Here is a 25,872-nt window from a genome sequence, read left to right as displayed (position 1 = left end):
CCGAGATGTTCAAAATCCAAATTCGCCACTTGCAAACGGGTCGCACTCGGTGTTAAACGTTTAACTGTTAATCGTTTAACAGCGATCGGGAGGCGCTGTCCCATGGCCGCGAAAAAACCGTCAATCCGGGAGGTCGCCGCTTATGCGGGCGTATCCACTGCGACGGTTTCAAACGTCTTCAGCGGCCGCAAACCGGTGAACGACGAACTGCGGAAGAGCGTTCTCGCAGCAGCGGAGCATCTCGGCTATCGCATCGACCGCGCCGCCTCTCAACTGCGCTCCGGGCGCACACGCATCATCGCGGTCCTGGTTCCGGATCTGACCGACACCTTTTTTGCGACGATCGTCTCCCGGCTGGAGACCCAGGCCTTCCAGGAGGGTTACGACGTCATCGTCGCGAGTTCCCATGACGACCCGTCGGTGGAATCGTCGCGCTTGAAGGCGCTTCTGTCCTGGAGGCCGGCGGGCTTGATCGCCGTCCCGTGCTCGAGTTCCATTCCGGCAGAGCTCATCGAGATCGAAAAGACGCTTCCCATGGTGCTCGTCGACCGCGTGGCAAGCGAGGGGGCAATCGCCGACACGGTGACCATCGACAACCGGGAAGCCGGTGAGGTTGCCGCCAGCCATCTTCTGGAACATGGCCACCGCGATATCGTGATTGCAGTCTCAGACCTGGATTTTCCGCCGATCTTCGAGCGCGCCGAAGGGGCTGCCAGCCTGATCGCAGAGCGTACCGGCGTGCGCCCCGTCACGCTCAAGCTCGGTTCCAACATGGAGATGGGCGCCAAGACCTTCTCCGACTGGATGGAGCGCAATGCGCCGCCGGGCGCCGTCATCGCGCTCACCAACGTAACGACGCTGAGCGTGCTCTCGGCTCTTGCCGAACACCGCATCGCCATTCCCGACAAGACCTCGATCGTCGCCTTTGACGATTATGCCTGGATGGCGGCGCGCAATACCGGGCTGACGGCGATCCGCCAGCCGGTGGACCGGATCGCCGAGACGGCATGGAAACGACTTGAGCTGAGGATGGACAAGGGCACGGAAGCAGCCGTCGAGCCCTCGGTCCTCAAGGCCAGCCTCGTCGTGCGGGATTCGGTCCGCGACCTCGGCAGCCGGAAGCCCGATCCGGTCGGAGGCGACGCCGAGGCTGGGGCGTTGGCGGGCGAACGCGTGCTGGCCGCTTCCGGACAAGGCCAGGACATTCACTGACCCAACGCCGGACAAAACCGGCGAGATCAAGAAAGCGGCGCATGCCGCAAAACAGGGAGGAATGAAGGAGATAAAAACGGAAAACAGACACGCGGGGCGCGCGCGCGCCTGGCGCCGCCCCGCGCGAAGCACAATCGTCCTGAAATGGCCCGCCTGAACTGACGGTCGCCGATCTCAACAGTCGCCCTCGACCCGGGTAAGCAATCAGGCCGTTGCAGCGGCGCGAAGCCCGGAGCGTGCGGCGAGGCCGATCACGCCTGTCCAATTCTTTAACAGCGGTCTTTCAGGAAACCAACACTCTTTGAGCGATCCGTCGCTCCTGTTTCAAACGGAGGAACTGAAATGACTCGAACGACAATGAAACTCGCCGGCGCGGTGGTGGCATCGACGCTGATGAGCGGCGCCGCATTTGCCCAGGCATCCGGAACGGTCGCCTTCCTGATGCCCGACCAGGCCTCGACCCGCTATGAGGAACACGATTTCCCGGGCTTCAAGGCGGCGATGGAGAAGCTCTGCCCCGACTGCCAGGTCATCTACCAGAATGCGGATGCCGACGTCGCCCGGCAGCAGCAGCAATTCAACTCGGTCATCGCGCAGGGCGCCAAGGTCGTCGTGCTCGATCCGGTCGACTCCAGCGCCGCGGCCTCTCTCGTGGCGCTTGCCCAGAGCCAGGGCGTGAAAGTCATCGCCTACGACCGTCCGATCCCGGACAAGCCGGCAGACTACTATGTCTCGTTCGACAATGAGGGCATCGGCAAGGCGATCGCCGAATCCCTGATGCGTCATCTGGAGGAAAAGGGAGTGCCGACGGACAAGGGCGGCGTGCTCGAAATCAACGGCTCGCCAACGGACGCGGCCGCAGGCCTGATCCGCGACGGCATTCACGCCGGCATCGCGACCAGCAAGTACAAGACGCTGGCCGAATTCGACACGCCGGACTGGGCGCCGCCGAAGGCACAGGAATGGGCAAGCGGACAGATCACCCGCTTCGGCGACCAGATCGTTGGCGTGGTTGCCGCCAATGACGGGACCGCCGGTGGCGCAATCGCCGCCTTCAAGGCAGCTGGCGTCAACCCGGTCCCGCCCGTGACCGGCAACGATGCGACGATTGCGGCGCTGCAGCTGATCATCGCCGGCGACCAGTACAACACGATCTCCAAACCCTCCGAGATCGTTGCCGCCGCCGCGGCCAAGGTCGCCGTCCAGCTCATGAATGGTGAAACGCCGGAGGCAAAGACCACGCTCTACAACACCCCGTCGGAACTCTTCGTCCCGGCCGTCGTGACGCGTGAGAACCTCAAGGCGGAGATCATCGACAAGGGCATCCAGACGGCAGCGGAACTCTGCACCGGCCGCTATGCCGAGGGCTGCGCCGAACTCGGCATCAAGTAAACCCTCCCGAGACGGTCGCCCGGTCCATCCTTGACCGGGCGACCGGACAGAACAGGCAAGAATAAAGGGAGTCGCGGTGTCATGACCGAGCACTCTACCAATCCGGAAAAGACCGGGGCGATCCTCAGCCTCAAGGGCGTGTCGAAGAATTTCGGCGCAGTCTCGGCCTTGACCGACATCGAGCTCGACATCCATCCGGGCGAGATCGTGGCGCTTGTCGGCGACAACGGCGCCGGCAAATCGACGCTCGTCAAGATCCTCGCGGGCGTCCATCAGCCGAGCTCCGGCACGATCCTCTTCGAGGGGCAGCCGGTCACCATGAGCGGGCCTGCCGATGCGCTGAAACTCGGCATCGCCACCGTGTTCCAGGATCTCGCACTCTGCGAAAATCTCGATGTGGTGGCCAATATCTTCCTGGGCCAGGAAAAAAACGCCTGGCATCTCGACGAGGTCGCCATGGAAGTCCGGTCCTGGGAGCTCCTGAACGAGCTTGCGGCCCGCATCCCGAGCGTGCGCGAGCCGGTCGCCTCGCTTTCCGGCGGCCAGCGCCAGACGGTGGCGATCGCCCGGTCCCTGCTTCTCGAACCGAAGATCATCATGCTCGACGAACCGACCGCAGCGCTCGGCGTCGCGCAGACCGCCGAGGTCCTGAACCTCGTCGAACGCGTCCGCGACAAGGGTCTCGGGGTCATCATGATCTCGCACAACATGGAGGACGTGCGGGCGGTCGCCGACCGCATCGTCGTCCTCAGGCTCGGGCGCAACAACGGGGTGTTCACCCCGGACGCCTCGAACCAGGAACTGGTCGGAGCGATCACCGGCGCTGCCGACAATGCGGTTTCGCGCCGGGCAAGCCGGCTGTCGCCGAGCGCCGCCAGCGAAGGAGCGCGGCCATGAGCACTCAACAGAATTCGGGAAATCCGACCATGCGGACACCTCAACTCGACCGCGCCGACGCCCGGCTCAAGCATGCCGAGGGCATCGGCGGCACCGTCAGCGCCTTTATCGATCGCGTGCGTTCGGGCGACCTCGGATCATTGCCGGTGATCGTCGGGCTCGTCGTCATCTGGACGGTGTTCACGTCGCTCAATCCGATCTTCCTGTCGCCGAACAACCTCGTGAACCTTCTCTTCGACTGCTCGACCGTCGGCGTGATATCGCTCGGCATCGTCTGCGTGCTGATGCTCGGCGAGATCGATCTTTCGGTCGGTTCGATGAGCGGGGTCGCCTCGGCCTTCATCGGGGTCCTCTGGGTCAACATGGGTGTTCCCCTGCCGATCGCCGTCGGCGGCGCGCTTGCGCTCGGGATCGCCATCGGGGCGGCCTATGCGCTCCTGCGCACGCATCTCGGCATGCCGAGCTTCGTCTCCACGCTCGCGGGCCTCCTCGCCCTTCTCGGGCTGCAGCTCTACATGCTCGGCTCGACCGGCTCGATCAACCTGCCCTATGGTTCGGCCATCGTCAATTTCGGTCAGCTGATGATCATGCCGGCCTGGCTGTCCCATACGCTCGCGCTCCTGCCCGGCATCGCACTCCTCGTGATGGGGATGAGGACCCGCAGGAAAAGACAGGCCGCCAACCTGTCCTCGAGGTCCGTCAACGGCCTCGTCCTTCGGGCGGCCGTCGCAACCGTCGGCTTCGAAGTGGCAGCCTTCTACCTCAACCAGGGCCGGGGCGTGCCGTGGATGTTCGGCCTGTTCGTGCTCCTGGTCGTCATCATGAACTATGCCTTCGTCCGCACGAAATGGGGACGCTCCATGAAGGCGGTCGGCGGTAACGCCGAGGCGGCTCGCCGGTCCGGCATAAACGTCACGCGGATCTATCTGAGTGCCTTCATGCTCTGCTCGTTCTTTGCCTCGCTTAGCGGCGTCCTCTCCGCCGCGCGGCTTGCCTCGGCAAGCCAGCAGGCGGGCACGGGCGATGTGAACCTCAACGCCATTGCGGCGGCCGTCATAGGCGGCACCAGCCTCTTCGGCGGCCGCGGCTCGGCCTGGTCGGCACTGCTCGGCATCATTGTCATCCAGTCCATCGCCAACGGCCTGACGCTGCTCAACCTGTCGTCGTCGCTGCGTTACATGATCACCGGCGCGGTTCTCGCCATCGCCGTCATCGTCGACAGCCTTGCCCGGCAAAGCCGCGTCTCCCACGGCCGCGCCTAGCGCATCCCGCTCTGGCGCATCGGCCCGGAAATTGGGACCACGGCGCTGTAAGCGACAAACGAACGAGGATTTCGAACATGAACGACGAACTGAAAGGCAAGGTCGCGGCCATCACCGGCGCCGCCTCCGGCATCGGCCTGGAATGTGCCCGCGCGCTCATCGCCGCGGATGCGACGGTCGTGTTGATCGACCGGGCGGAGGACCGGCTCAACGAACTCTCAGCCGAACTCGGACCGAAGGCGATCCCGCTGGTGATCGACCTGATGGAGCCCCGGGCGGTCGACGGCATGGCCGAACGGATCCTGGAGAAGGTAGGAGGCCTCGACATTTTCCACGCCAATGCGGGGGCCTATGTCGGCGGCGAGGTTGCGACGGGCGATCCGGATGCCTGGGACCGCATGCTCAATCTCAACATCAACGCGGCCTTCCGCTCCGTTCGCGCAGTGCTGCCGCACATGATCGACAGGAAAAGCGGCGACATCATCCTGACCAGCTCCATTGCCGGGATCGTGCCGGTCGTCTGGGAACCGATCTACACCGCCTCGAAATTCGCGGTGCAGGCCTTCGTCCATACGCTCCGGCGCCAGGTCGCCCCGCACGGCATCCGCGTCGGCGCCGTCGCGCCGGGCCCGGTGCTGACGGCCCTCCTCGACGATTGGCCCAAGGCGAAGATGGACGAAGCGCTTGCCAACGGCAGCCTGATGCAGCCGAAGGAGGTCGCCGACGCCGTCCTCTTCATGCTCAGCCGACCGCGCACGGTCACCGTCCGTGACCTCGTGATCCTGCCCTTGACCGTGGACCTCTAGCCATGGACCGCTATCTGATCGGCATCGATGTCGGGACCGGCAGCGCCCGGGCCGGGGTGTTCGACAACGCGGGCAGGCTGCTTGCCGCTGCCAAAGAGGACATCGCCCTCTTCAGCGACGGGCCGGACCTTTACGAGCAATCCTCGGAAGACATCTGGCAGGCCGTATGCGCCAGCGTGCGCCGCGCCGTCGCCAATTCGGGCGTCGACACGAACGCCATTGCCGGCATCGGCATGGATGCCACATGCTCGCTGGTGGTGATCGGCGCCGAGGGGAAACCGTTGCCCGTCGGCGATCCGGGCCATCCCGACCGCAACATCATCGTCTGGATGGACCACCGCGCACTCGGGCAGGCGAACCGGATCAACGCCACCGGCCATGATGTCCTGCGTTATGTCGGAGACCGCATCTCGCCGGAGATGGAGACGCCGAAACTGCTCTGGCTCAAGGAAAACCGGCCCGAGACGTTCAACGCGGCGGAGCACTTCTTCGACCTCACGGATTTTCTCACCTGGCGGGCGACCGACTGCCTCGACCGGTCGATCTGCACGGTGACATGCAAATGGACCTATCTCGGCCACGAGCGGCGGTGGGATGAGAGCTATTTCCGGACGATCGGCCTTGCGGAGCTCGCGGACGACGATTTCGCGCGCATCGGCAGCCATGTCGTCGATGCCGGAACGGCATTGGGGTCGGGCCTGACGCCGCGGGCCGCCTCCGAGCTCGGGCTGCCGGCGGGCGTGCCCGTCGCGGCGGGTCTGATCGATGCCCACGCCGGCGGCGTCGGCACCGTCGGCTGGAAGGGCGAAACGGACGGCGGGTCGGCGACGACGCGGATGGCCTATGTCTTCGGCACATCCGCCTGCACCATGACCTCCACGCATGCCCCAGCCTTCGTGCCCGGCGTCTGGGGGCCCTATTATTCCGCCATGGTGCCGGGGCTCTGGCTGAACGAGGCCGGCCAGTCGGCGGCTGGTGCTGCGATCGACCATCTCCTGTCGCTGCATCCGGCCTCTGCGGACGCGGCGCGGCTGGCGGAGGCAGCGGGAACGGGCCTCGCACAATGGCTCGCCGACCGCGCCCGCGCGATGGCCGCCGACCACCGGGACCTCGCAATCCTTGCCGACGAACTGCACGTCGTGCCGGAATTCCTCGGCAACCGGGCGCCATTCGCCGATCCGGAGGCAAAGGCGCTGATTGCCGGCCTCAGCATGGACCGGTCCATCGAGTCGCTTGTCCGGCTCTACGTCGCCGGCATTTGCGGGCTCGGCTGCGGATTGCGGCAGATCGTCGAAGCCCAGAAGGCAAAGGGCGTCACCGTGGATACCATCGTCGTCAGCGGCGGCGCGGGTCAAAGCCCTGTCGTCAGGCAGCTTCTCGCCGATGCAACGGGCCTGAAGGTAGCAGCCCCGGCGACCGATGAGCCAGTGCTCCTGGGCGCGGCGATGCTTGCCGCCGTGGCAAGCCGATTGCATCCCGACCTCGAGGCAGCAATGGCAGGCATGTCGGGCGTGGGCGAGATTTACACGCCGAAGGGCGGGGATGTCGCCACCTATCACGCCAAGCGGTTCGAGGGGTTTGAGCTGTTGCAGTCGACCGGTCGCCGTTTGCGGGAGCTATCCTCTCGGGACTAGAGCTTCCTGCCGACGGCAACGTGACTGATGCGCTCCCCAGGGTCGGTGAGCAGCATTGCCCCAGGGAAGAAGCCGTATCGCGAGAGCGCCGGCGCCCGCGATACGGCTGGTCAGGCCTACATCGAGTTAACCATGGTGCAGAGCTGCGCGACCGTCATGGTACCGCCGGTGGCGGAGGAGCCGCCCGAGGTGCCGGCCGTCGTGCCGGATGACGTCGACCCGGTGGTCGTGCTTGCAGTCGTTTCGCCCGAAACCTTGGGTGCCGTGGTCGAACCGCTTGCGCCGCCTGACGCGCCCGCGGTTCCGCCTGCCGACGCGGTTTGCATCGTGTTGCAATCCTGCTTGACCTGGTTTTGCTGCTCGGCCGTGAGCTTTGACCAGTTCGCCTTGATTTCATCCTGGCTGCGCAAGGTCGAGCCGGAGGCGTCGGAGAAGAGGGCGTTGCGGATCGGCTCCGGCCAATTCGACACAGTGCTCCTTTGCGCTTCGTTCATCTCCATCATCCCGGGCGTCCCGGCGCTTCCCCCGGAAGGAGCGGCGGAGGTCGTGCCGGATGCGGAGCCGGATGTCCCGCCCGATGTCGAACCGGAACTGCTTTGAGCGACGGCGGCGGATGTCATTGCCAGCGAGATGGCGGTGACCAGAAGATAATTGCATTTCATCTGCGTTGTCCTTCTTGTTCGCGCGCACGATGCGCAGCGCTCCGAACCGGCCGCCCGCGACAAGGTTCCGCCTGCGAACCGAGGGCAGGTGCAATTTTTCAAATGACCGGGAGGATGACCCGCGCCTCGGAAGGAATTTCCATTGCGAAGGGGGAAATCGAAGGGCGTTGCAACGTTCGCAGTCGCGGCAAGCCTCCGCATGACCCGGCCCGTTCCGGGTCGGGCCCGTCACCCGGCGGCCTCACTTGGCGAGCGCCGTCAGCCCCGCGACGAACTGGTCTATGAACAGGGTATAGAGGATCGAAACCGGGATGCTCGCAACGAGTGCGCCGGCCAGAAGCGATCCCCAGCGGAACACGTCGCCCCGCACCAGTTCGGTGGGCACGCCGATGCTCACCGTCTTTTCCACCGAGTTCTGCACGAAGGCCAGTGCATAGATGAACTCGCTGGTGGACAGGGTGAAAGCGAAGACGATGACGGTCAGGATCCCCGGCGTGGCGAGCGGCAGCACCGCGTGGACGAACGCTCCGAGCCGGCCGTATCCATCGATCATCGCCTGCTCCTCGATGTCCCTCGGCACCGCCTTGAAGAAGCCGAGCATGAGCCAGGTGCAGAACGGCACGGTGAAGGTCGGATAGGCGACGATCAGCGCCCAGACGGAGTTCTGCAGATCGAGGGCGGCCATCACCTTGGCAAAGGGCAGGAACAGGAGTGTCGGCGGAACCAGATAGGTGAGAAAGATGCCTATGCCGAGCGTCTCGCCCCAGCGGCCGGCGAGCCGGGCGAGGCTGTAGGCGGCGGGAATGACCAGAACCAGCGTGATGACGACGACCAGCGCACCGACGACAAAGGAGTTGACGAGCCAGGTCAGGAACTTGGTGCTCCCGAACAGCAGGTCCAGATTGGCCATGGTCGGCGGCTCGGTGAACCAGAACGGATTGTTCTCAGGGTCGTAGAGGTCCGACTCGCGCTTGAAGGCGGTGATCAGCATCACATAGAAGGGCATGGCCGAAAACAGGGTGAAGAGCCCGATCCCCGCATAGGTCGCCGTTCGCCAGCCCGCCTGCTTCATGCCGGTTCGGACTTCCACGGCTCACACCTCCCGCCGGCGAATGAGCACCAGGATACCGGCGGACAATGCCGCCAGCACCGGGAACATGAAAAGGGCGATCGCCGCCCCCTGGCCGAGCGACCCGCCCTGTACCCCCGTGAAGAACGCCAGCGTCGTCAGCACGTGGGTGGAATTGGCGGGGCCCCCGCGGGTGAGAATGTAGATCACCACCATGTCGGCGAATGTGAAGATGAAGGTGAACAGAACGGCGATGCCGAAGATCGGCAGCATCATCGGCAAGATGACCTGGAACAGGCGTCGGAAATAGCCGGCCCCGTCAACGAGCGCCTGCTCCTGGATTTCTTGCGGAATGGAATTGAGCCCGGCAAGCACGATCACCGTGCCGAGCGGCAGGATGCGCCAGACATTCACGAGAATGATGGAGGCCATGGGCAGATTGCCGCTGCCCAGCCAATAGAGGTTGGTGGCCGGGCCGAGCAATGCCCCCGGATGTCCGAGGAGGCTTGCCTGGCGGAGAAACCAGTCGATCGGGCTGAAGATGGAATCGAGCATCCACAGCCAGCCGATGACGCTGAGCGAGACCGGCGCGGTCCACGGCAACAGGATGAGGAAGCGCACCAGCCACTTGCCGCGGAATGGCCGTATCAGCAGTTCCGCCTGGATCGTGCCGAGCACCAGTACGATCAGCAGCGTCATGCCGGAAACCAGAAAGGTGTTGAACAGCGTCCGCAGGAAGATCGGGTCGCCGATCAATGCCCGGAAATTCGCCAGTCCCACGAAGGTGGCGGCGGTGCCGCCGGTCGTCAGGTCGCTGAAGCTGTAATAGATGGAAAGCACCAAGGGCACGCCCATCAGCGCCGCGATGTAAATGATCGCGGGGGCGATCAAGGCGCCGGCGAGCAGCCTGTCGGAGTCCAACAGCCGCCGCGCCGTCCCATATTCCTCCAGGGCTTCCGCTGCCATCGTTCAGTCCTTCCTGAGGCCGGTGGCCGGATCGAACCGGCGTATGGCATGGCGCGGCACCTCGAAGGTGTAGGCGCTTCCTTCGTCGATGTGCCCCTTGACGAGCCCGGTGGGAAGCGTGGCGAGAACCTCCGGCGGCTCATCCCTCTCGTCCTCGCCGACATAGCCGTACACCAGCACTTCGTTGCCGAGCTCCTCCACCTGGACCACCCGGAACGTCATCTGCTCCCTATCCTCGGAAGCTGGCCCCCGGCCGAGCGGGAAAAAATCCTCGGCGTGGAAACCGATCAGCGTTCCGTTGCGCAGAACAAGGTTCATGGGCGGCGAGCCCATGAACTGCGCCACGAAGGTGTTGACCGGATTGCGGTAGATGTCCAAAGGCTCGCCGATCTGCTCGATGCGTCCGCCGTTCATGACCGCGACGCGCTCGCCGAGTCCCATGGCTTCCACCTGGTCGTGCGTGACGTAGATGGTGGTCACCCCGGTCTCGCGGTGCAGTCGCTTCAATTCGCGGCGTGCCGTATGCCGCAGCTTGGCGTCGAGATTGGACAGCGGCTCGTCCATCAGAAAGATCGCCGGCTGGCGCACCAGCGCCCGCGCCAGGGCGACCCGCTGGCGCTCGCCTCCGGAAAGCGCCCGCGGCCTGCGGTCAAGCAGGTGGGCGATGCCCAACAGGTCGGCCGCCCATGTGACGCGGGCGCGGATCTTGTCGGCCGGCATGCGCAAGGCCTCGAGCGGAAAGGCGATGTTCTTGTAGGCCGACTTGTGGGGGTAAAGCGCATAGCTCTGGAAGACCATGGCGATGTTGCGGGTCTTGGGAGGCAGGCGGTTCGCGAGCCGTCCGCCTATGTAGACCTCCCCCGAAGTCGGCTTTTCCAACCCCGCGATCGTCCGCATCAACGTGGTCTTGCCGGAGCCGGACGCACCAAGCAGGACGATGAATTCGCCGTCCTTCACGTCGAGGTCGACGCCGTCCACCGCCCTGACGCTGCCGAAGTGGATATGAAGGTCGCGCGTCTCGAGAGTAGCCAATGCCCTTTCTCCTGTTGCGCTAAAGCTGACAGGGGCGGATTCCCCACCCGGCCCCTCGTCGTCAGCCGCCTTGGACCAGCCCGCGTTTGCGCCACGCGTCGAACACTTTCCTGATCTGGTCCGCGGCGGTCTTCACCGCCTCTTCCGGCTCGACTTTTCCTTGCGCAACATTCGCCATCATGTTCGGGATCACGAAGGTGCTGAAGACTTCGCCGACGGCCGGGTTCGCGTAACCGGGATGGCCGAGGTTGGTGGTCCAATCGGCTGCAGACTTCAGCGCCCTGAGCTTGCCTTCGGGCTCGTCCGCCATCTTGAAGGGATCGTTTTCGAACCACGCGCCGGTGAGATCGTTCACGGTCTTGGCGCCAGAAACGGCGGCATAGCTGCGCTGGCCGGCGGCGACCGGCGCATCCGGGAAGCTCGGCGAGTTGTAGAGCTTGCTCTGGTACATGGCCTCGTCGTAGTTTTCGACCAGGTAGGCGATGAACTGCTTGGCCGTGTCGGCACGATCCTTGGCGAAGCCGGGCACCACGTAGTTGTACAGGACGTGGACATTGCCCCATCCCGTCCCCCCCGGTCCCTTCAGCGGCGGCGTGAAGAAGATGTCCTTGGCGATGTCGGGTCGGGATTCCTGGGCCGAGCGGTAGGCCGAAATCGAGTTCAGAATGTAGGAGGCGCGGCCGGCGATCAGCGCCTGGTTGTTGGAGGCCGCGTTCCAGGCGAAGACCTCGGGCGTCAGCGCCTGCTCGTAAAGGGACTTCATGTACTTCACGGCCTCGACGGACCGTTTCAGGTACTCGCCCTGGTCAAGAACGATGGCGCCGTTCTCGTCCTGCAGCGCCGTGTCGAACGACCACAAGATGGCCCGTGCGGCCATGTTGGAATCGATCTCCTGCGACAGGCCGATGCCGACCTGCACGCCCTGTTCGCTCTTGATCTTCGCCCCGACGGTAAGAAGGTCCTCCCAGGTCGTCGGTCCGTCCGGCATGCCGGCCTTCTCCCACAGCGATTTCCGGTAATCGCCGGGGTCGATCGTCCATCCGTGGCAGAAGGCGTAGTGCTTCTTCGTCACCGGGTTGTAGCTGACCCGTTCGGAAACGCGGAAAGGCTTGCCGTACTTGCCGGCCATCTCCTGGTTGATGTCCTCCATGTCCATCAGGCTGGGTTCGAATTGCGCGGCTTCCGGCCCCAGTTCGATCAGGTCGTGGCCGGAGCTTGCCGAGATCTCGGACGCGGTGGTGGCAGCAAGGTCGGCGATGTTGATGTGATCCACGCTCACCTGAATGCCGTTTTCCTCTCCCCACTTCTTGGCAAAGGCATCGAACCAGGTGTCGTATGACGGCACGAAATGGCTCCATTGGAGTATTTTGAGGGTCTTCTCCTGCGCCCTGGCCCTGGTGATGACCCAGGGGCCGACCGCAGCGGCTACGCCGAGCGCACCGCCTGCAGCGAGGAAGCTTCTGCGGCTGATGTCACCGCCTTTTCCCGGCCTGCGGTTATGTTCATGTTTTGTTCTGGTCATGATCGTCCTCCTCGACTCGAGCCCCGTCGTGAGCGACGTATTACTGGAATGCAGAAATCCCGCGTTTCTATTTGCACGCCACCGAGGCACCCATGGCCATCGATGGAAGGTTATAGGGCGTGCAGCTTGCCACCGACGCGGATCGCACGTTCCGAAGTGCCGTCGCCCACGCGTTGCCCGACGAACCCTTTGGGAACTGAGCTAGAGTACACGCAAAGTGACACCGGCGGTACGCCTGCTGCCGCCAACAACCATACGATCACACACTATTGAAGTCCTCGCCTGTGTGGTGCGGAGTTGCCGCGCGCCGGCTCCCGAATGTCGTGAAAGCGCTGAAACGCGCCATTCGTTCCGCCGGAGCCATCGATCACACCCCCGCCATTCTAGGGATGACAAATCAAAAGTTGCAATAACATTATCCGGGCGGGGGACGGGGCGGACAGGCACGCGGGTGCCTGTGGTGGAAAATCGGCAGCTGCAGAACGGCATGGCCGTAACTGCGCACAATCCTCAGAGAGGGAACGTCACGATGCCGCATCCTAGCCAGACCAGCGAGTCAAACCAGACCAGCGACGAATGGTGGGTCAATGATCAGACGCCCGACAACCCTTACGGCAAGAGCGAGGATTACGAGTCCTTTCTCGACTATCTCGGGGCATTGCCCCGCAGCCTGACGCCGGAGATCGCCGCGGGAACGCTGAGGATCAACGTCTATGAGCTCAACGACCATCCCGAGTACAAGGCCGCCGCGATCGGCGCCCTCGAGATGTGGGCGTCCGTCACGCCGCTGAAATTCGAGATCGTCGACGATGCGCCCTTCGACAGCACCACGGACTGGATGGAGGTCGTCAGCCCCGAACTCGGCGAGGAGGACGATGGCAGCGCCTATTCGAGCAATCGCTATGTCAGCATCGGCCAGCGCTTCCACGACACGGAACCGAACAAGACCGATATCGGCGGCTATGTCTTCGATTCCTTCATCCACGAGTTCGGCCATGAATTCGGGCTCAATCATCCCGGCCTCTACAATTACAGCGGTCCCGGCGGCGTGCAGATCAACTATCTGAACAATGCGACCTGGACCTATGATCGCCAGCAATACAGCGTCATGTCCTATTTCGATGGGATCGACGTCGGCGAACCAACCCGCTGGTCCGCATCGACGCCGCTGATGGCCGACATCGAGGCCGTCATTCGCCGCTTCTTCTCCACCGTCGACGAGAACGGCGTGCGCACCTATCAGCACATCGACCTCAATACCGGCGACAATCTCTACGGCTTCGGGAGCACGCAGTATGGCTACCAGCTCACCTCCTCGGGCATGCAGCATGACATCGGCTTCGTGATCCATGACACCGGCGGAACCGACACGATCGACTTCTCCGGCTCGACGGCCGGCACGATCCTCGACCTGCGTGCCGGGCAGTTCTCCAGCGTCAACGGTCACAGCAACAACGTGTCGATCTTCGCCGGACACAACGCCGATCAGACCGACTATTACGTCGAGACCGGCATCGGCAGCAGGTTCGACGATATCCTGATCGGCAACGACGGCGACAACACGCTCGACGGCCGCGGCGGCGGCGACCGCATGGCCGGCAACGGCGGCGACGACGTCTATTTCGTTGATTCATGGGACGACATCGTTCGCGAGGAGGCGAACGGCGGCAACGACACGGTCATCCTCCTGTCGAGGCACCTGAAGATCAGGAAGATCGCCAACGTCGAAAACATCATCTACGCCGACGAAGCGACGAGCGAGCCGGGCGTCGGCGGCGGCGAGACCTCGCCCAGCGCTGGCGACAACACGATGGCGAGCATCATCTTCGGCAGCGATGGAAACGACACGCTTGACGGCGGCGCCGGCGACGACACGATCTTCGGCCAGGGCGGTGACGACCTGATCATCGGCGGCCGCGACTCGCTCGCGAGCCGCGACATCAACAACACGATCGACGTGGAGGACCTGGAGGACCAGACCGAAAGCGACGACGGCAACGACACGCTCTACGGCGGCGATGGCAACGACACCATTCTTGGCGGCCAGGGCAACGATATCCTCGACGGGGGCGACGGCGACGACACGCTGAGCGGCCAGGACGGAATCGATATATTCAGGGGCGGCGCAGGGGTCGACACGGTCGATTTCAGCAGGGAGAGCCCCTTCCAGCTGCTCGTCAACCTCGCCACCAACGTCGCCAGCGGCGGCACCGCGTCGGGTGACACGTTCTACAGCATCGAAAACCTGATCGGTTCCGATGACCGCATCGACCGCTTCATCGGCACGGCCGCCGCAAACCATTTCTGGGGCCAGGGCGGCGGCGACTACTTCAATGGCGGCGACGGCAATGACATCCTGGATGGCGGCAGAGATGGCGACATCCTCTATGGCGAAGGCGGCAACGACACGATCATCGGCGGCGCCGGCCAAGACTATCTGGACGGTGGCTCCGGTATCGACACGGTCGTCTATGCGGGCAGCCCCGGCGGCGTGACGATCGACCTTGCCAACGGCACGGCCAGCGGTGGCGACGGCGACGGTCCGGTGCAGATCGTCGGCCGGGGTGCCGCGATCCGGCACGATATGCTTGCGGGCTTCGAGAATTGCCGTCGGCTCGTCCTTTGACGACCATCTGATCGGCAACGCGCTTGCCAATGTTCTCTCCGGCGGCGCCGGCGACGACACGCTCACCGGTGGCATCGGGGCCGACCGATTGAACGGCGGCGCCGGCAGCGACACGGCGGATTACGCCGACGCAACGCGCGGCGTCAAACTCAGTCTCACCGGCGGCAGGTCCGGCGGCGACAGCTATGTCTCCATCGAGAATCTTGCAGGTTCGGGTTTCAATGACCGGCTGACCGGCAACGGCTCGGCCAATGTCCTGACGGGCCAGGGCGGCGACGACAGGATCGACGGCGGCGGCGGCGATGACACCCTGCTCGGGGATTTCGCCTATCAGGGCGACGCGCCGCCACGCCCGGGGATCGGAACCGGCTATGCGACGCTCGGACCGGACGCGACGAACAACTCGATCGCCGACGCCTTCGACATCTCCAACAACTTTTCCCTCGCCAGCGACCCCGACATCTTCGATTCGACGACGGTCCTTCACACGACCGTCAACGCCACCGGAAACGGCCAGGGCGGATATTACAAGATCGAGCTTGCGGCCGGCACGGTCATTACGATCGACATTGACGGAATTGCCGATCCGAATGTCCACGACAGCTGGGTCAGGCTGCTCGACAGCGACGGCAATATCGTCGCCCAGAACGATGACGGCGGCGGCGATCCCGGCTCCGCAAGCAGCCGGGATTCGAGCCTGGTATTCGTCGCAGAGGAGTCCGGCACCTATTACATCCTGGAGGGCAGCTGGTCGCCGACGGCGCCGGGAGATGGCTGGGCCGAGGCCGTGCCGCAAGGCTCCACCTATGAGCTGAACGTATCGGTCGAATTCCCGCCTGCGCCGGCCCAGCCGGGCGTTGCCGGGTCCGACACGCTCAACGGCGGCGCAGGCAGCGATCTGCTGGATGGCGGCCTGGCGGCCGACATGCTCACCGGCGGCGAGGGCGAGGACAGCTTCCGCTTCTCGACCGAGCTTGGCAACGGCAATGTCGACTGGATCAGGGACTTCAGGGTCATCGACGACACGATCCTTCTGGACAACCTCATCTTCGAGGAGGTCGGTGCCGACGGCGCGCTCGCCCTGGGCGCGTTCTACGGGAGTGCGGCGGGCGTCGCTCATGACGCCGACGACCGCATCATCTACGATACCGATAGCGGCATCCTGTCCTATGACGCCGATGGCGGCGGAGACGTTGCAGCCGTTCAGTTTGCGCAGCTCGGCACAAATCTGAGGCTTTCGGCGGCCGACTTCATTATCATCTGACCCGACCTCGAGGTGGGGCGCTTTCGGGCGCCCCACCGCACGAGACAGTTGCAGTTGATTTCTCTGGCGAGCCAGAAGCTCAGCTCCACTGTCGCCACCCGCAGGAATCTGACGGGCTGACCATGGAGAGTGTGCGATGAAGCGCCCGACCGACCGCCGCAGAGTGTTGATGACCGTCGGAGCCGCGGCGGTCGCCGCGGTCGCCGGAACGGTCGCTGCGCAACCGACCGACATTCGCGGCACGGTCACCTTCGAGGGGGGCGCCGCGATTCCCGAGGGCCGGCTCGAGATTTATCTCGAGGATCCTGCCGTTCGTGACCATGCGCGCCGTCGCGCCACGGAAACGCGCATCGGAAGCGACGGCGGGTCGAACGCGATCGCCTTCTCCTTGTCTCCGCCTGCCGACAGGATTGCCTCGCGAAGGCTGCGGATCGTCGCCCGCCTCGAGCGTGCCGATGGATGGCTGATCGCGCGCGGAAGCGCGCGGTTCGAGGCGGATCGGCCGGTCTACGTCACGCTCAACAAGGTTATCTATTAGAGCATTCTTGCAGTCAGGCGGAATCACCATGAATGCCTGCCCGGTCGCAACGGGTGACAGGACGATGGATTCAGCCCGGATCGCCGCCGGCCGCTCGATGTTCCTCGATCCGTTCAGGCTCTTCCTGGTCGATCCGCATCAGCTCGTTGCGCGCCTCGTCTTCTACGCGCAGCAATTCGTCGAGCTTGGCATGAAGAGCCTGCGTGTCGCGGTGCTGGGCCCTCTGGATGAAGAGGGTCATGGCCCAGACGATCAGCGTCACGACGCCATGGGCGTCCAGGCTTTCCGGCCATAACAACAGCCAGAGACCGCCATAGAGGATGACGATCAGGAACGCCCAGGGGCGGGAGGTCAGGGTTCCAAGGTCGGTGAGGTGTCGGCCAATCGTGCTCTCGGACATGGCACGGAAACGCACGGCCCGGCGACGTGTTCCAATCACCCCGCTACTGCATGTCTCCTTTAATCGACCTCGATTGAAGGACAAAGACATGCAGCAATTCAAAGCGCTACAGCGACCTTTGCGCGCCTGACAAGACGTGCGGCGCTGTAGCACTATGGCCGCGGTGTTGTGGAGAGACCCTTCTACAGCCGCCGGCCGTGCTCGTCGAAGCAGTGCAGGTCTTGCGGGCTGGCGACGACGTCGACCTCTGCGTCAACGGCCATGCGCGAGCGGCCGGGAACCCGGAAAACCAGTGGCTCGCCGCTTGCCAGCGTGCCGTGCACATAGCTCTCGGCACCTACGAGTTCGATGGCGCCCACACGCACGGCGGCTCTGAACTGGTCTGCGCTGGCCGCGCCGTCGCCAAGACTGATGTCTTCCGGCCGGATTCCGAGTGTCGCAAGTCCCCGGCGTTCGATCACGGCCGCGGGGGCCGACCAGCCGGCAGGGCCGTCGGACGCCTGGAGCAGGTTCATCGAGGGAGAGCCGATGAAGGTCGCCACGAAGGCCGTTGCGGGTCTTTCGTAAAGCTCGATCGGCGTGCCCACCTGTTCGATCCTGCCGCCGTTGAGGACGACGAGGCGGTCCGCCAGCGTCATGGCTTCCAGCTGGTCGTGGGTGACATAGACGCTCGTGGTGGCGAGCGCCCGCTGCAGGCGCTTGATTTCGACGCGCATCTGAACCCGGAGCTTGGCGTCGAGATTGGAGAGCGGTTCGTCGAACAGGAATGCCGCGGGCTCGCGCACGATGGCGCGGCCCATGGCAACGCGCTGGCGCTGGCCGCCGGAGAGCTGCCGAGGCTTGCGGTCGAGGTAGGCCTCGATCTCCAGCGATTTCGCGGCCTTGGCTATCCGCCGCTCGATCTCGTCCTTGGGCGTGTTGCGGTTTTTCAGTCCATAGGCAAGGTTCTGGCGGACCGTCATGTGCGGATAGAGCGCGTAGTTCTGGAAGACCATGGCGATGTCACGCTCGGATGGCTCCAAGCCGTTGACGACACGCTCGCCGATCGCGATTTCCCCGGATGTGATGCTTTCGAGCCCGGCGATCATTCTGAGCAGCGTCGATTTTCCGCAGCCGGACGGCCCGACGAGGACGATGAACTCGCCGTCGGCGATGGCCAGCGACACGCCTCGAATGGCGTCGATATTGCCGTGATAGGTCTTGCGGACGTCCTTGAGAGTGATCGTTGCCATTATTTCTCCGTTTCAACCAGGCCTTTGACGAGCCAGCGCTGCATCAGGACCACGACGACGACCGGCGGGATGATGGCGAGGATGGCCGTGACCATGACGTAGTTCCAGGGCGTCGAGGCATCGGTGAAATCCACCATTTTCCTCAGGCCTATGATGATCGTGTTCATCCGGCTGTCATTCGTGACGAGGAGGGGCCAGAGATACTGCGTCCAGCCGTAGATGAAGAGGATCACGAAGAGCGCCGCGATATTGGTCCGCGACAGCGGCAGCAGGATATCCCGCATGAAGCGGAACGGTCCGGCGCTGTCGATGCGGGCCGCCTCGACGAGCTCGCCCGGGATCGTCAGGAAAAACTGCCGGAAGAGAAAGGTCGCCGTTGCCGAGGCCATCAGCGGCAGCGTGAGGCCGGCATAGGTGTCGATCAGCCCGAGATCGACGATCACCTTGTAGGTCGGCAAGATCCGCACCTCCACCGGCAGCATCAGGGTGATGAAGATCATCCAGAAGAACGCCATGCGCAGCGGAAAACGGAAGAAGACGATCGCGAAGGCGGACAGGAAGGAAATGACGATCTTGCCGATGGCAATCGCGATCGCCACGACGAAGGTGTTGAACAGCAGCCGCTCCAGGCTGACGCCGACCATGCGCTGGACGCCGCCCGAGAGCGATTCGGCATAATTGTCGGCCAGCCGCTCGCCGGGGGCGAGCGGCATCGGCGGACGGACGATCTCGGTCGAGGTCATGCTCGAAGCGACGAAGGTGTAATAGATCGGAAAGACCACGATGAGGATGCCGATGATCAGCATCAGGTGACCGATCAGATTGGAGATGGGGCGTTTCTCGATCATCGGCGGACCTCACCCGTAATGGACGCGACGTTCCACGAAGCGGAACTGGAAGGCCGTGAGGGCGACGACGATCGCCATCAGGACGACCGACTGCGCGGCAGACGAGCCGAGGTTCAGATTGACGAAGCCGTCATTGTAGACCTTGTAGACGAGCGTTTCCGTTGCCTTTGCCGGGCCGCCGCCGGTCACCGAATGGATGATGCCGAAGGTGTCGAAAAAGGCATAGACGGTGTTGACCACCAGGAGGAAGAACGTCGTCGGCGCGAGCAATGGAAAGACGATCGTCCAGAAGCGCCTGGTGCCGCGGGCGCCGTCGATCGCGGCCGCTTCGATCAAGGATTTGGGGATGGCCTGGAGGCCGGCAACGAAGAAGAGGAAATTGTAGCTGATCTGCTTCCAGGCGGCGGCGATGACGATCAGCATCATGGCGTGGTTGCCGTTGAGCAGCGGGTCCCAGTGAAAGCCGTTGCGCCGAAGGAGATAGGCGAAGGTCCCCATGGCCGGACTGAACATGAAGAGCCACAACATGCCGGCAACGGCCGGCGCGACCGCATAGGGCCAGATCAGCAAGGTCCGATAGAAGGTCTGGCCGCGCACGACCCGGTCGGCGGCCGTCGCCAGAAGCAGGGCCGCTCCCATCGATAAAAGCGCCGTCAGCAGGCTGAAGACGATCGTGACCTTCAGCGAGTTGAGATAGTTCGGATCCGAAAGCACCGCGCTGAAGTTGGCAAGCCCGACGAAGCCGCTCTTCAGCCCGAAGGGGTCTTCGCGCATGACGGACTGGTAGAGCGCCTGGCTCGCCGGCCAGAAGAAGAAGACCAGCGTGAGCACTATCTGCGGGGCGACGAGGATGTAGGGCAGGACCTTGTGCGGGAAAATGACGCGCTGCACTGCAATCTCCAGAAGCAACGGCTGCCGCCCGCGGTCTTCGAACCGCGGGCGGCAGCCTTGATCGATCAGTTGCTGATTGCCGCCGCGATTGCGGCGTTGGCGCGTTCGACGGCCTTGTCGAGAGCCGCCTTGGCATCCTGCTGGCCCGCCAGCATCGCCTCGAACTCCTCATTGAGGATGTCGCGTACCTGCGGCAGGTTGACGAGGCGGACGCCCTTCGAATTCTCGGTCGGCGCCTTGCCCATCATCTGCAGGATCGGCGTTTCCCGGCCGGGGTTCTTCTCGTAGAAGCCGGATTTCTTGGTTTCCTCATAGGCGGCCATCGTCACCGGCAGATAGCCGGACACCTGGTGCAGCTTGGCCTGGATCTTCGTCTGAGAGAGGAAATTGAAGAACTCGGCGACGCCCTTGTACTCCTCGTCGGACTTGCCGCCGAAGACCCAGAGGCTCGCGCCGCCGGGGATCGTGTTCTGCGGCCCGTGGCCTTCATAGTAGGGGAGCTGGCCGATGCCGTAGTTGATGCCGCTCTTGACGATGTCGCCGAGACCGCCCGACGATTCCGTCATGATCGCGCATTCTCCGGAGGTGAAGAGCTGCTTGGCTTCCGACGTCCGCCCGCCGTAGCGGAACACGCCGTCCTTGGCGAGGTCCGCGATCGCCTGGAAATGCTCCACATAGACCGGCGCATTGATCTTGAGCTCGACGTCCGGACCGGCGAGGCCGTTTTCATTGGTGCCGTAGGGCACGTTGTTCCAGGCGGCGAAGTTTTCCGTTTGAATCCAGGTCAACCAGGTCGAGGTCATCCCGCAGGGCGCCGCCCCGCTCTCCTTGACATTCTTCGCCGCCTCGAAGACTTCCGGCCATGTCTTGGGCGGGTTGTCGACATCGAGCCCCGCTTTCTTGAAGGCGTCCTTGTTGTAGTAGAGGATCGGCGAGGAGGAGTTGTAGGGGAAGGACAGCATCGTCCCGTCCGGCTTCGAATAATAGGCAACGATTCCCGGCAGGTATTGCGACTTGTCGAAACTGTAGCCGGCCTTGTCGAGCACCTCCACGGCCGGCACGATCGCGCCCTCGGCCGCCATCATCGTGCCGCTGCCGGCATCGAAGACCTGGATGATCGCCGGCGGCTGCTTCGACCGGAAGGCGGCGATGCCGGCGTTCAACGTTTCCGGATAGGTGCCCTTGAACACCGGCACGATCTTGTAGTTGCTCTGGCTCTCGTTGAATTCCTTGGCAAGTGCCTCGACCATCTCGTTGTTGGCGCCGGTCATCGCATGCCACCATTGCAATTCCGTGGCAGCCTCGGCCTGCGACGCGACGGCGCCAAGAATGGCGGCGACCATCGTGGATGCGGTAATCAATCGCATGGAAATCTCCTCCCTTGTGCGCAACCTTGCCTTGCCGGTCCGGCGCGCAGACACCCTGCCGCCTCTCCTGTGGCTGGCCGGGCCTTCCTCCTAAAAGTGGTATCGGAACGCGTACACCACCGCGGATCAAACATAGCGTCCGGCCGCCTCAAGTCGAGAGCCGTTTTCGCGTGCTGCCGCAAAGCCATGGCCGTTCGGCTCACGTCGCAAGCTCGAGGGTGACGGTCGTGCCGGCGCCCACGGAAGATTCTATTCGCGCCTCGCCGCCGCTTTGCCGGATGAAGCCGTAGACCATCGCGAGCCCGAGGCCCGCTCCGCCTTCCTCGCCGCGCGTGGTGAAGTAGGGCTCGAAGGCTTTATCGACGGCTTCGGGCGCCATGCCGATGCCGGTGTCGGAAACCGCGACGGAGACTGTGCCGGGACCGGATGCCGCCTTGATGGAGATGACCCCGCCGCTGGGCATGGCGGCGGCGGCATTGAGACAAAGGTTGAGAATGGACTGCTCGAACAGCGCGGCGTCGAGCGACACCGCCGGGAGGTCCGGATCGAGTTGAAGGCCGATCTTGCATTTCGGCCCGACGGCGATTTCCAGGACGTCGGCCATGCCGCGAAGGACGGCCGCCACATCCACCGGCGTGGGGTTGAGCGGATGCTGGCTGCCGACGGAGAGCATGCTGGACGCAAGCGCCCGGCCACGATCGGCCGCCTTGCGGATGCGGGCGATATGCCTCTTCTGGCGTTCGTTGTAGCCCGTCTCCCGCTCCAGGAGACCGAGACTGCCGGTTATGATGCCGATCATGTTGCCGACCTCGTGGCTCACCTGATGCGTCATGCGCATGATGCCGTCGAGACGCTGCGCCTTTGCCGCGTCCGCCTCCTGGCGATCCATGTCGGTCACGTCGCGGGCAAGCAGCACGATGCCGCCGTCCGGCTGGCGCGACAGCGAAATTTCGACGACGCGGCGCGCCTCGGAGCGATGCCGCAGCACCATGCGATCGGCAAGCGTTCCCGGGTCGCCGCCGCAGGGCAGAAGCGACGCGTCGATCTCCGGCACGCATTCCACGAACCGTCTCAAGGGCAGCCTTCGAGCCGCGCCCGACTGGCCGACCAGTTCGATGACGCGGCGGTTCATGGTGATCGGCCGCCCGGTCGCGTCGAAGAGCGCAATGCCTTCGTTCATGTTGCGGAAGGTGGAGCGAATGGTGCGTGCCGCGGCCTCGGCGGTGCGCCGTAAACGGGAAACGCGGTCGACGCTGTCCTTGAAGGCCTTGAATGCCTGGAGCAGCCGCACGAGCTCCGTCTCGCTGCCGGCATAGACGGGCGGCCGGACGTCGCTCTCGCCCTTTGCGAGGTCGTTCATGCCGTTCGACAAGGCGACGATACCGCCGGAGACCCGCATCACCGAGCGTATCGAGACAATCGCCATCAAGAGCACGAGGAGCGAGGCGGCGGCGACCGTGAGCAGCAGGCGACTGAGCGCATCGGAGGCGGAGGCAAGGTCCTCGTTGAGGCTGCGGGCGATGGCGTCGCTCTGCGCCTCCGTCGCATGCGAGAGATCGCGCGAGGCGGAATGCAGGCGCGTGACTGAGCCCCGGACCGCGAACATCTCGAGGAGGTATCGCGTCTGCGCCTCGAAGACGCGCTCATAGGGCCGAAGCTCCGCCCTCGGAATGGTGTTGAACGTGGCCTCGGCGACGTAGCGCCGGCGCAACTCCCCGAGCTGGAAGAGGCTGTCCGAATTCGATGCGGACTGGACGATGGCATTCAACCTCTGGCGCAGGGCCGCATTCCCCACCGTTTGGCTGGTCGCGATCTCGCCGATCGCCGCCGCGGCTGCAGCCTTGTGCTGCTGGGCGGATTCGGCATCGCCGGCGAGCACGAGCGTGCGGGTGCGGACATCGCCGAGCAGGTCCAGCATTTCTTCGCTGGGGAAATTCGCGACGACGGCTGCGCTCGCCTGCGGTTTGATCGTCCTCAAGAGGTTGTCGACCTGCGCGACGACGGCGCGGCTTTCGCTCGCCACGCGATAGGGCGAGGTCGCGTTCATCAGCAACGGGGCACTGGCGACGAGGTCCGAGACGTGCCTCGACACCAGCGACGCCTTGGCGAGGCTCGTGAAGGCATGGGTGCCATAGGCGGCCATCTCATTGCGGGCTTTCTGCAATCCGTAGATGGCGATGACGGCCAGGCTGAAGACCAGAAAGCAGATGAAGACGATCGCAAACGGCAGACGGAAGGCGATCGAGGACAGGAACGGCCGGCTGATCACGAAATCGGCTCGACTTCGTCGGTGTGCAGGACGTAGCCCTTGCCGCGGCGTGTCTGGATGTGGCGCGGCAGGTCGGGGTTGCGCTCGATCTTGCGCCTCAGGCGCAGCACCAGTACGTCGACGTTGCGGTCGATATAGCGTTCGCTTTCGGCGCCCAGGCGATCGAGGATCTGGGCGCGGCTGACGGGCGTGTTGGGCTGCTCGGCGAGAATTTCGAGGAGCGCGAATTCGGCCGCAGTCAGCGTCCGACTGCGATCGGCGAGGCAGACGGCGCTGCGGGCCTTGAGATCGACCGCCCAGTCGCCGAGGCGGAGCGACGCGGCCTGCTGGTCGCGTTCGGCTTCCTTTTCCTGCCTCAGCGATGGAATGGTACGACGCAGTACCGCCTTTATGCGCGCCGTCAGTTCGATCGGCTCGAAGGGTTTGACGACGTAATCGTCGGCGGCCGTCTCGAGCCCCAGCACGCGGTCCGTCGCGCTTCCGGCGGCCGTGACCATTATGATCCCGATATTGGCCTGGGCGCGCAGCCGCTGGGCAAAGGCGCGGCCGGATGTTCCCGGCAGGTTGTGGTCGACCAGCACCAGGTGGACCGTTTCCCGTGCCAGGATTTCGGATGCATGCTCCGCCGATGGAGCGCTCACCGGGAGCCAACCCTCGGCTTCGACCAGGTCGGAGATAAGCTCCGCCATGTCCGCATCGTCCTCGACGATCAGAATCCTCACCTTCTCCGTCAACACGCTGCAGTCCTCCCGGGGCCATCATAGGCATGCCACGGCGAATGTTCAAAGCCTTGCTGGTTATGCGTGATTGTCACATTTGCAATTTTTGTAATGCGTGAAACGCTTGCGCTCCTGCGCTGACATAACGGTAACCATTCTTCGATTGCGGCGGCGGGCAGATCTGAGATGCTGGTTTCAGCGATTGGAACGGGGAGGTTCCAATGAGGGAGGCGAAGGTGAGAACAATCACCGCACTTGGCCTGGGGCTTGGCCTCTGGCTCGGATCATCGGGGATCGGCACGGCGGGCGCGACGCTCAACGTCCTTTGCGGCGTCGATGAGAGCTGGTGCGGGGTGATGGCCGCGGCCTTCCGGGCCAATAGCGGCACCGATGTCGTGATGACCCGCAAGAGCAGCGGGGAAATTCTCGATCAGGTTCGCGCCGAACGCCAGCATCCGACGGTCGATGTCTGGTGGGGCGGCACCGGCGACGCCCATCTTCAGGCCGGCTCCGAAGGCCTGCTGCAGCCGTATCGTTCAAACAACGAGCGCGACTTGCTGCCCTGGGCGCAGAACTTCCTTGCGCTCTCCGGCGGCCGGTCCGCGGGGATTTATGCCGGCGCCCTGGGGTTTGCCTATAATGCCGAGCTGCTTGCGCGCTACGAGGTGCCGGCGCCGACATGCTGGAAAGACCTGACGAGCAGCGCCTATCGCGGCCGTATCCAAACCGGTAACCCGAACTCGTCCGGAACGGCGTTCACCATGCTCGCGGCCCTTGTGCAGCTCTTCGGCGAGGACGAAGCCTTCCGCTTCATGGGCGACCTCGACCGCAACGTCACGGAATACACCAAGTCGGGCTCGGCGCCGGTCAAGGCGGCCGCCCGCGGCGAGACGCTGATCGGGATTTCCTTCATGCACGACGCGGTGACGCAGAAGCAGGCGGGGTCGCCGCTCGTCATCGTCGCGCCCTGCGAGGGCACCGGCTACGAAATAGGGGCCGTGAGCATCCTCAAGGGCGCGCGCAACCTGGAGACAGCCCGGCGTTTTGTCGATTTTGCCCTCAGCCCCGAGGGCCAGGCGACGGGTGTCGTCGCCGGGCAGTATCAGGTGCCGTCCAACGCCAAGGCCGCGCTGCCGGCCGCCGCCCCCGACATCTCGATGATCAAGATGGTGGATTACGATTTCGCGACGTTCGGATCGCCGGAGGAGCGAAGTCGGCTGTTGAGGCGCTTCGACACGGAGATCCTCGCCACCAACTGACGTCG

General features: G+C 64.2%; 20 protein-coding genes and 1 pseudogene. 10 read left to right on the top strand and 11 right to left on the bottom strand.

Annotated features, from left to right (window positions below):
• The first annotated feature begins 102 nt into the window (after window positions 1-102).
• From ATB98_RS17765 to ATB98_RS17735, 7 genes are all read left to right on the top strand, one after another.
• Window positions 103-1,212, top strand: a complete 1,110-nt coding sequence (locus ATB98_RS17765) for a LacI family DNA-binding transcriptional regulator (RefSeq protein WP_066875816.1) — start codon at window positions 103-105, stop codon at window positions 1,210-1,212.
• Window positions 1,213-1,554: 342 nt separating this feature from the next.
• The gene (locus tag ATB98_RS17760) at window positions 1,555-2,604 is read left to right on the top strand and encodes an ABC transporter substrate-binding protein (RefSeq protein ID WP_066875815.1); all 1,050 of its coding nucleotides are present in this window, start codon (window positions 1,555-1,557) and stop codon (window positions 2,602-2,604) included.
• Between the two features lie 81 nt (window positions 2,605-2,685).
• Entirely contained in the window at window positions 2,686-3,501 is an 816-nt protein-coding gene (locus ATB98_RS17755) for an ATP-binding cassette domain-containing protein (RefSeq protein ID WP_066875814.1), read from the top strand.
• Window positions 3,498-4,763 carry a sugar ABC transporter permease gene (locus ATB98_RS17750; RefSeq protein ID WP_066875813.1) on the top strand — a complete coding sequence of 422 codons (1,266 nt, stop codon included), beginning with the start codon at window positions 3,498-3,500 and terminating at the stop codon, window positions 4,761-4,763. Before ATB98_RS17755 ends, ATB98_RS17750 begins: the two co-directional genes overlap by 4 nt.
• A 77-nt stretch (window positions 4,764-4,840) precedes the next feature.
• Window positions 4,841-5,569: an SDR family oxidoreductase gene (locus tag ATB98_RS17745; RefSeq protein ID WP_066875812.1), complete on the top strand. Its 729-nt coding sequence runs from the start codon at window positions 4,841-4,843 to the stop codon at window positions 5,567-5,569.
• A 2-nt stretch (window positions 5,570-5,571) separates the two neighbouring features.
• Window positions 5,572-7,203, top strand: a complete 1,632-nt coding sequence (locus tag ATB98_RS17740) for an FGGY-family carbohydrate kinase (protein WP_066875811.1) — start codon at window positions 5,572-5,574, stop codon at window positions 7,201-7,203.
• Window positions 7,204-7,335: 132 nt separating this feature from the next.
• A complete protein-coding gene (locus tag ATB98_RS17735) occupies window positions 7,336-7,803 on the top strand; it encodes a hypothetical protein (RefSeq protein WP_066875810.1) in 468 nt (155 codons plus the stop codon).
• 303 nt (window positions 7,804-8,106) lie between these two features.
• On the opposite strand, the gene ATB98_RS17730 is transcribed toward ATB98_RS17735, so the two are convergent.
• From ATB98_RS17730 to ATB98_RS17715, 4 genes are all read right to left on the bottom strand, one after another.
• Window positions 8,107-8,955 carry a carbohydrate ABC transporter permease gene (locus ATB98_RS17730; RefSeq protein ID WP_234781932.1) on the bottom strand — a complete coding sequence of 283 codons (849 nt, stop codon included), beginning with the start codon at window positions 8,953-8,955 and terminating at the stop codon, window positions 8,107-8,109.
• Window positions 8,956-8,958: 3 nt separating this feature from the next.
• Window positions 8,959-9,900 carry a carbohydrate ABC transporter permease gene (locus ATB98_RS17725; RefSeq protein WP_066875808.1) on the bottom strand — a complete coding sequence of 314 codons (942 nt, stop codon included), beginning with the start codon at window positions 9,898-9,900 and terminating at the stop codon, window positions 8,959-8,961.
• 3 nt (window positions 9,901-9,903) lie between these two features.
• Window positions 9,904-10,932 carry an ABC transporter ATP-binding protein gene (locus tag ATB98_RS17720; RefSeq protein WP_066875807.1) on the bottom strand — a complete coding sequence of 343 codons (1,029 nt, stop codon included), beginning with the start codon at window positions 10,930-10,932 and terminating at the stop codon, window positions 9,904-9,906.
• Window positions 10,933-10,993: 61 nt separating this feature from the next.
• Window positions 10,994-12,454 carry an ABC transporter substrate-binding protein gene (locus tag ATB98_RS17715; protein ID WP_066875806.1) on the bottom strand — a complete coding sequence of 487 codons (1,461 nt, stop codon included), beginning with the start codon at window positions 12,452-12,454 and terminating at the stop codon, window positions 10,994-10,996.
• Window positions 12,455-12,983: 529 nt separating this feature from the next.
• Between ATB98_RS17715 and ATB98_RS30450 the strand changes: the two are divergent.
• Together ATB98_RS30450 and ATB98_RS17705 are read left to right on the top strand one after the other, a co-directional pair.
• Window positions 12,984-16,344 (top strand): annotated as a pseudogene (locus ATB98_RS30450) (M10 family metallopeptidase C-terminal domain-containing protein).
• A 136-nt stretch (window positions 16,345-16,480) separates the two neighbouring features.
• Entirely contained in the window at window positions 16,481-16,882 is a 402-nt protein-coding gene (locus tag ATB98_RS17705) for a hypothetical protein (protein WP_066875805.1), read from the top strand.
• Between the two features lie 70 nt (window positions 16,883-16,952).
• Here the strand turns inward: ATB98_RS17705 and ATB98_RS17700 are convergent, their stop codons facing one another.
• The 7 genes from ATB98_RS17700 to ATB98_RS17670 all read right to left on the bottom strand — a co-directional run bounded on the left by ATB98_RS17700 (window position 16,953) and on the right by ATB98_RS17670 (window position 24,626).
• A complete protein-coding gene (locus ATB98_RS17700; RefSeq protein ID WP_327197922.1) occupies window positions 16,953-17,321 on the bottom strand; it encodes a low affinity iron permease family protein in 369 nt (122 codons plus the stop codon).
• 143 nt (window positions 17,322-17,464) lie between these two features.
• Window positions 17,465-18,514, bottom strand: coding sequence for a sn-glycerol-3-phosphate import ATP-binding protein UgpC (locus ATB98_RS17695; RefSeq protein WP_066875803.1), 1,050 nt, complete (start codon window positions 18,512-18,514; stop codon window positions 17,465-17,467).
• Entirely contained in the window at window positions 18,514-19,362 is an 849-nt protein-coding gene (gene ugpE, locus ATB98_RS17690) for a sn-glycerol-3-phosphate ABC transporter permease UgpE (protein WP_066875802.1), read from the bottom strand. Before ugpE ends, ATB98_RS17695 begins: the two co-directional genes overlap by 1 nt.
• Before the next feature lie 9 nt (window positions 19,363-19,371).
• Entirely contained in the window at window positions 19,372-20,253 is an 882-nt protein-coding gene (gene ugpA, locus ATB98_RS17685; RefSeq protein WP_066875801.1) for a sn-glycerol-3-phosphate ABC transporter permease UgpA, read from the bottom strand.
• 65 nt (window positions 20,254-20,318) lie between these two features.
• Window positions 20,319-21,620, bottom strand: a complete 1,302-nt coding sequence (gene ugpB, locus ATB98_RS17680) for a sn-glycerol-3-phosphate ABC transporter substrate-binding protein UgpB (RefSeq protein ID WP_066875800.1) — start codon at window positions 21,618-21,620, stop codon at window positions 20,319-20,321.
• Window positions 21,621-21,819: 199 nt separating this feature from the next.
• Window positions 21,820-23,889 (bottom strand): sensor histidine kinase, encoded by a 2,070-nt coding sequence (locus ATB98_RS17675; RefSeq protein WP_066875799.1) that lies wholly within the window; start codon window positions 23,887-23,889, stop codon window positions 21,820-21,822.
• Window positions 23,886-24,626 carry a response regulator gene (locus tag ATB98_RS17670; protein WP_066875798.1) on the bottom strand — a complete coding sequence of 247 codons (741 nt, stop codon included), beginning with the start codon at window positions 24,624-24,626 and terminating at the stop codon, window positions 23,886-23,888. The genes ATB98_RS17675 and ATB98_RS17670 overlap by 4 nt, the downstream gene beginning before the upstream one ends.
• Before the next feature lie 218 nt (window positions 24,627-24,844).
• On the opposite strand from ATB98_RS17670, the gene ATB98_RS17665 reads away from it, so the two are divergent.
• On the top strand, window positions 24,845-25,867 hold the full coding sequence (locus ATB98_RS17665) for an ABC transporter substrate-binding protein (RefSeq protein ID WP_234781930.1): 1,023 nt from the start codon (window positions 24,845-24,847) through the stop codon (window positions 25,865-25,867).
• Window positions 25,868-25,872: the final 5 nt, after the last annotated feature.

Source organism: Sinorhizobium saheli (genome assembly GCF_001651875.1).
In the GTDB taxonomy this organism is placed as follows: Bacteria; Pseudomonadota; Alphaproteobacteria; order Rhizobiales; family Rhizobiaceae; genus Sinorhizobium; species Sinorhizobium saheli.
This window is presented reverse-complemented; position numbering and strand designations above follow the sequence as displayed.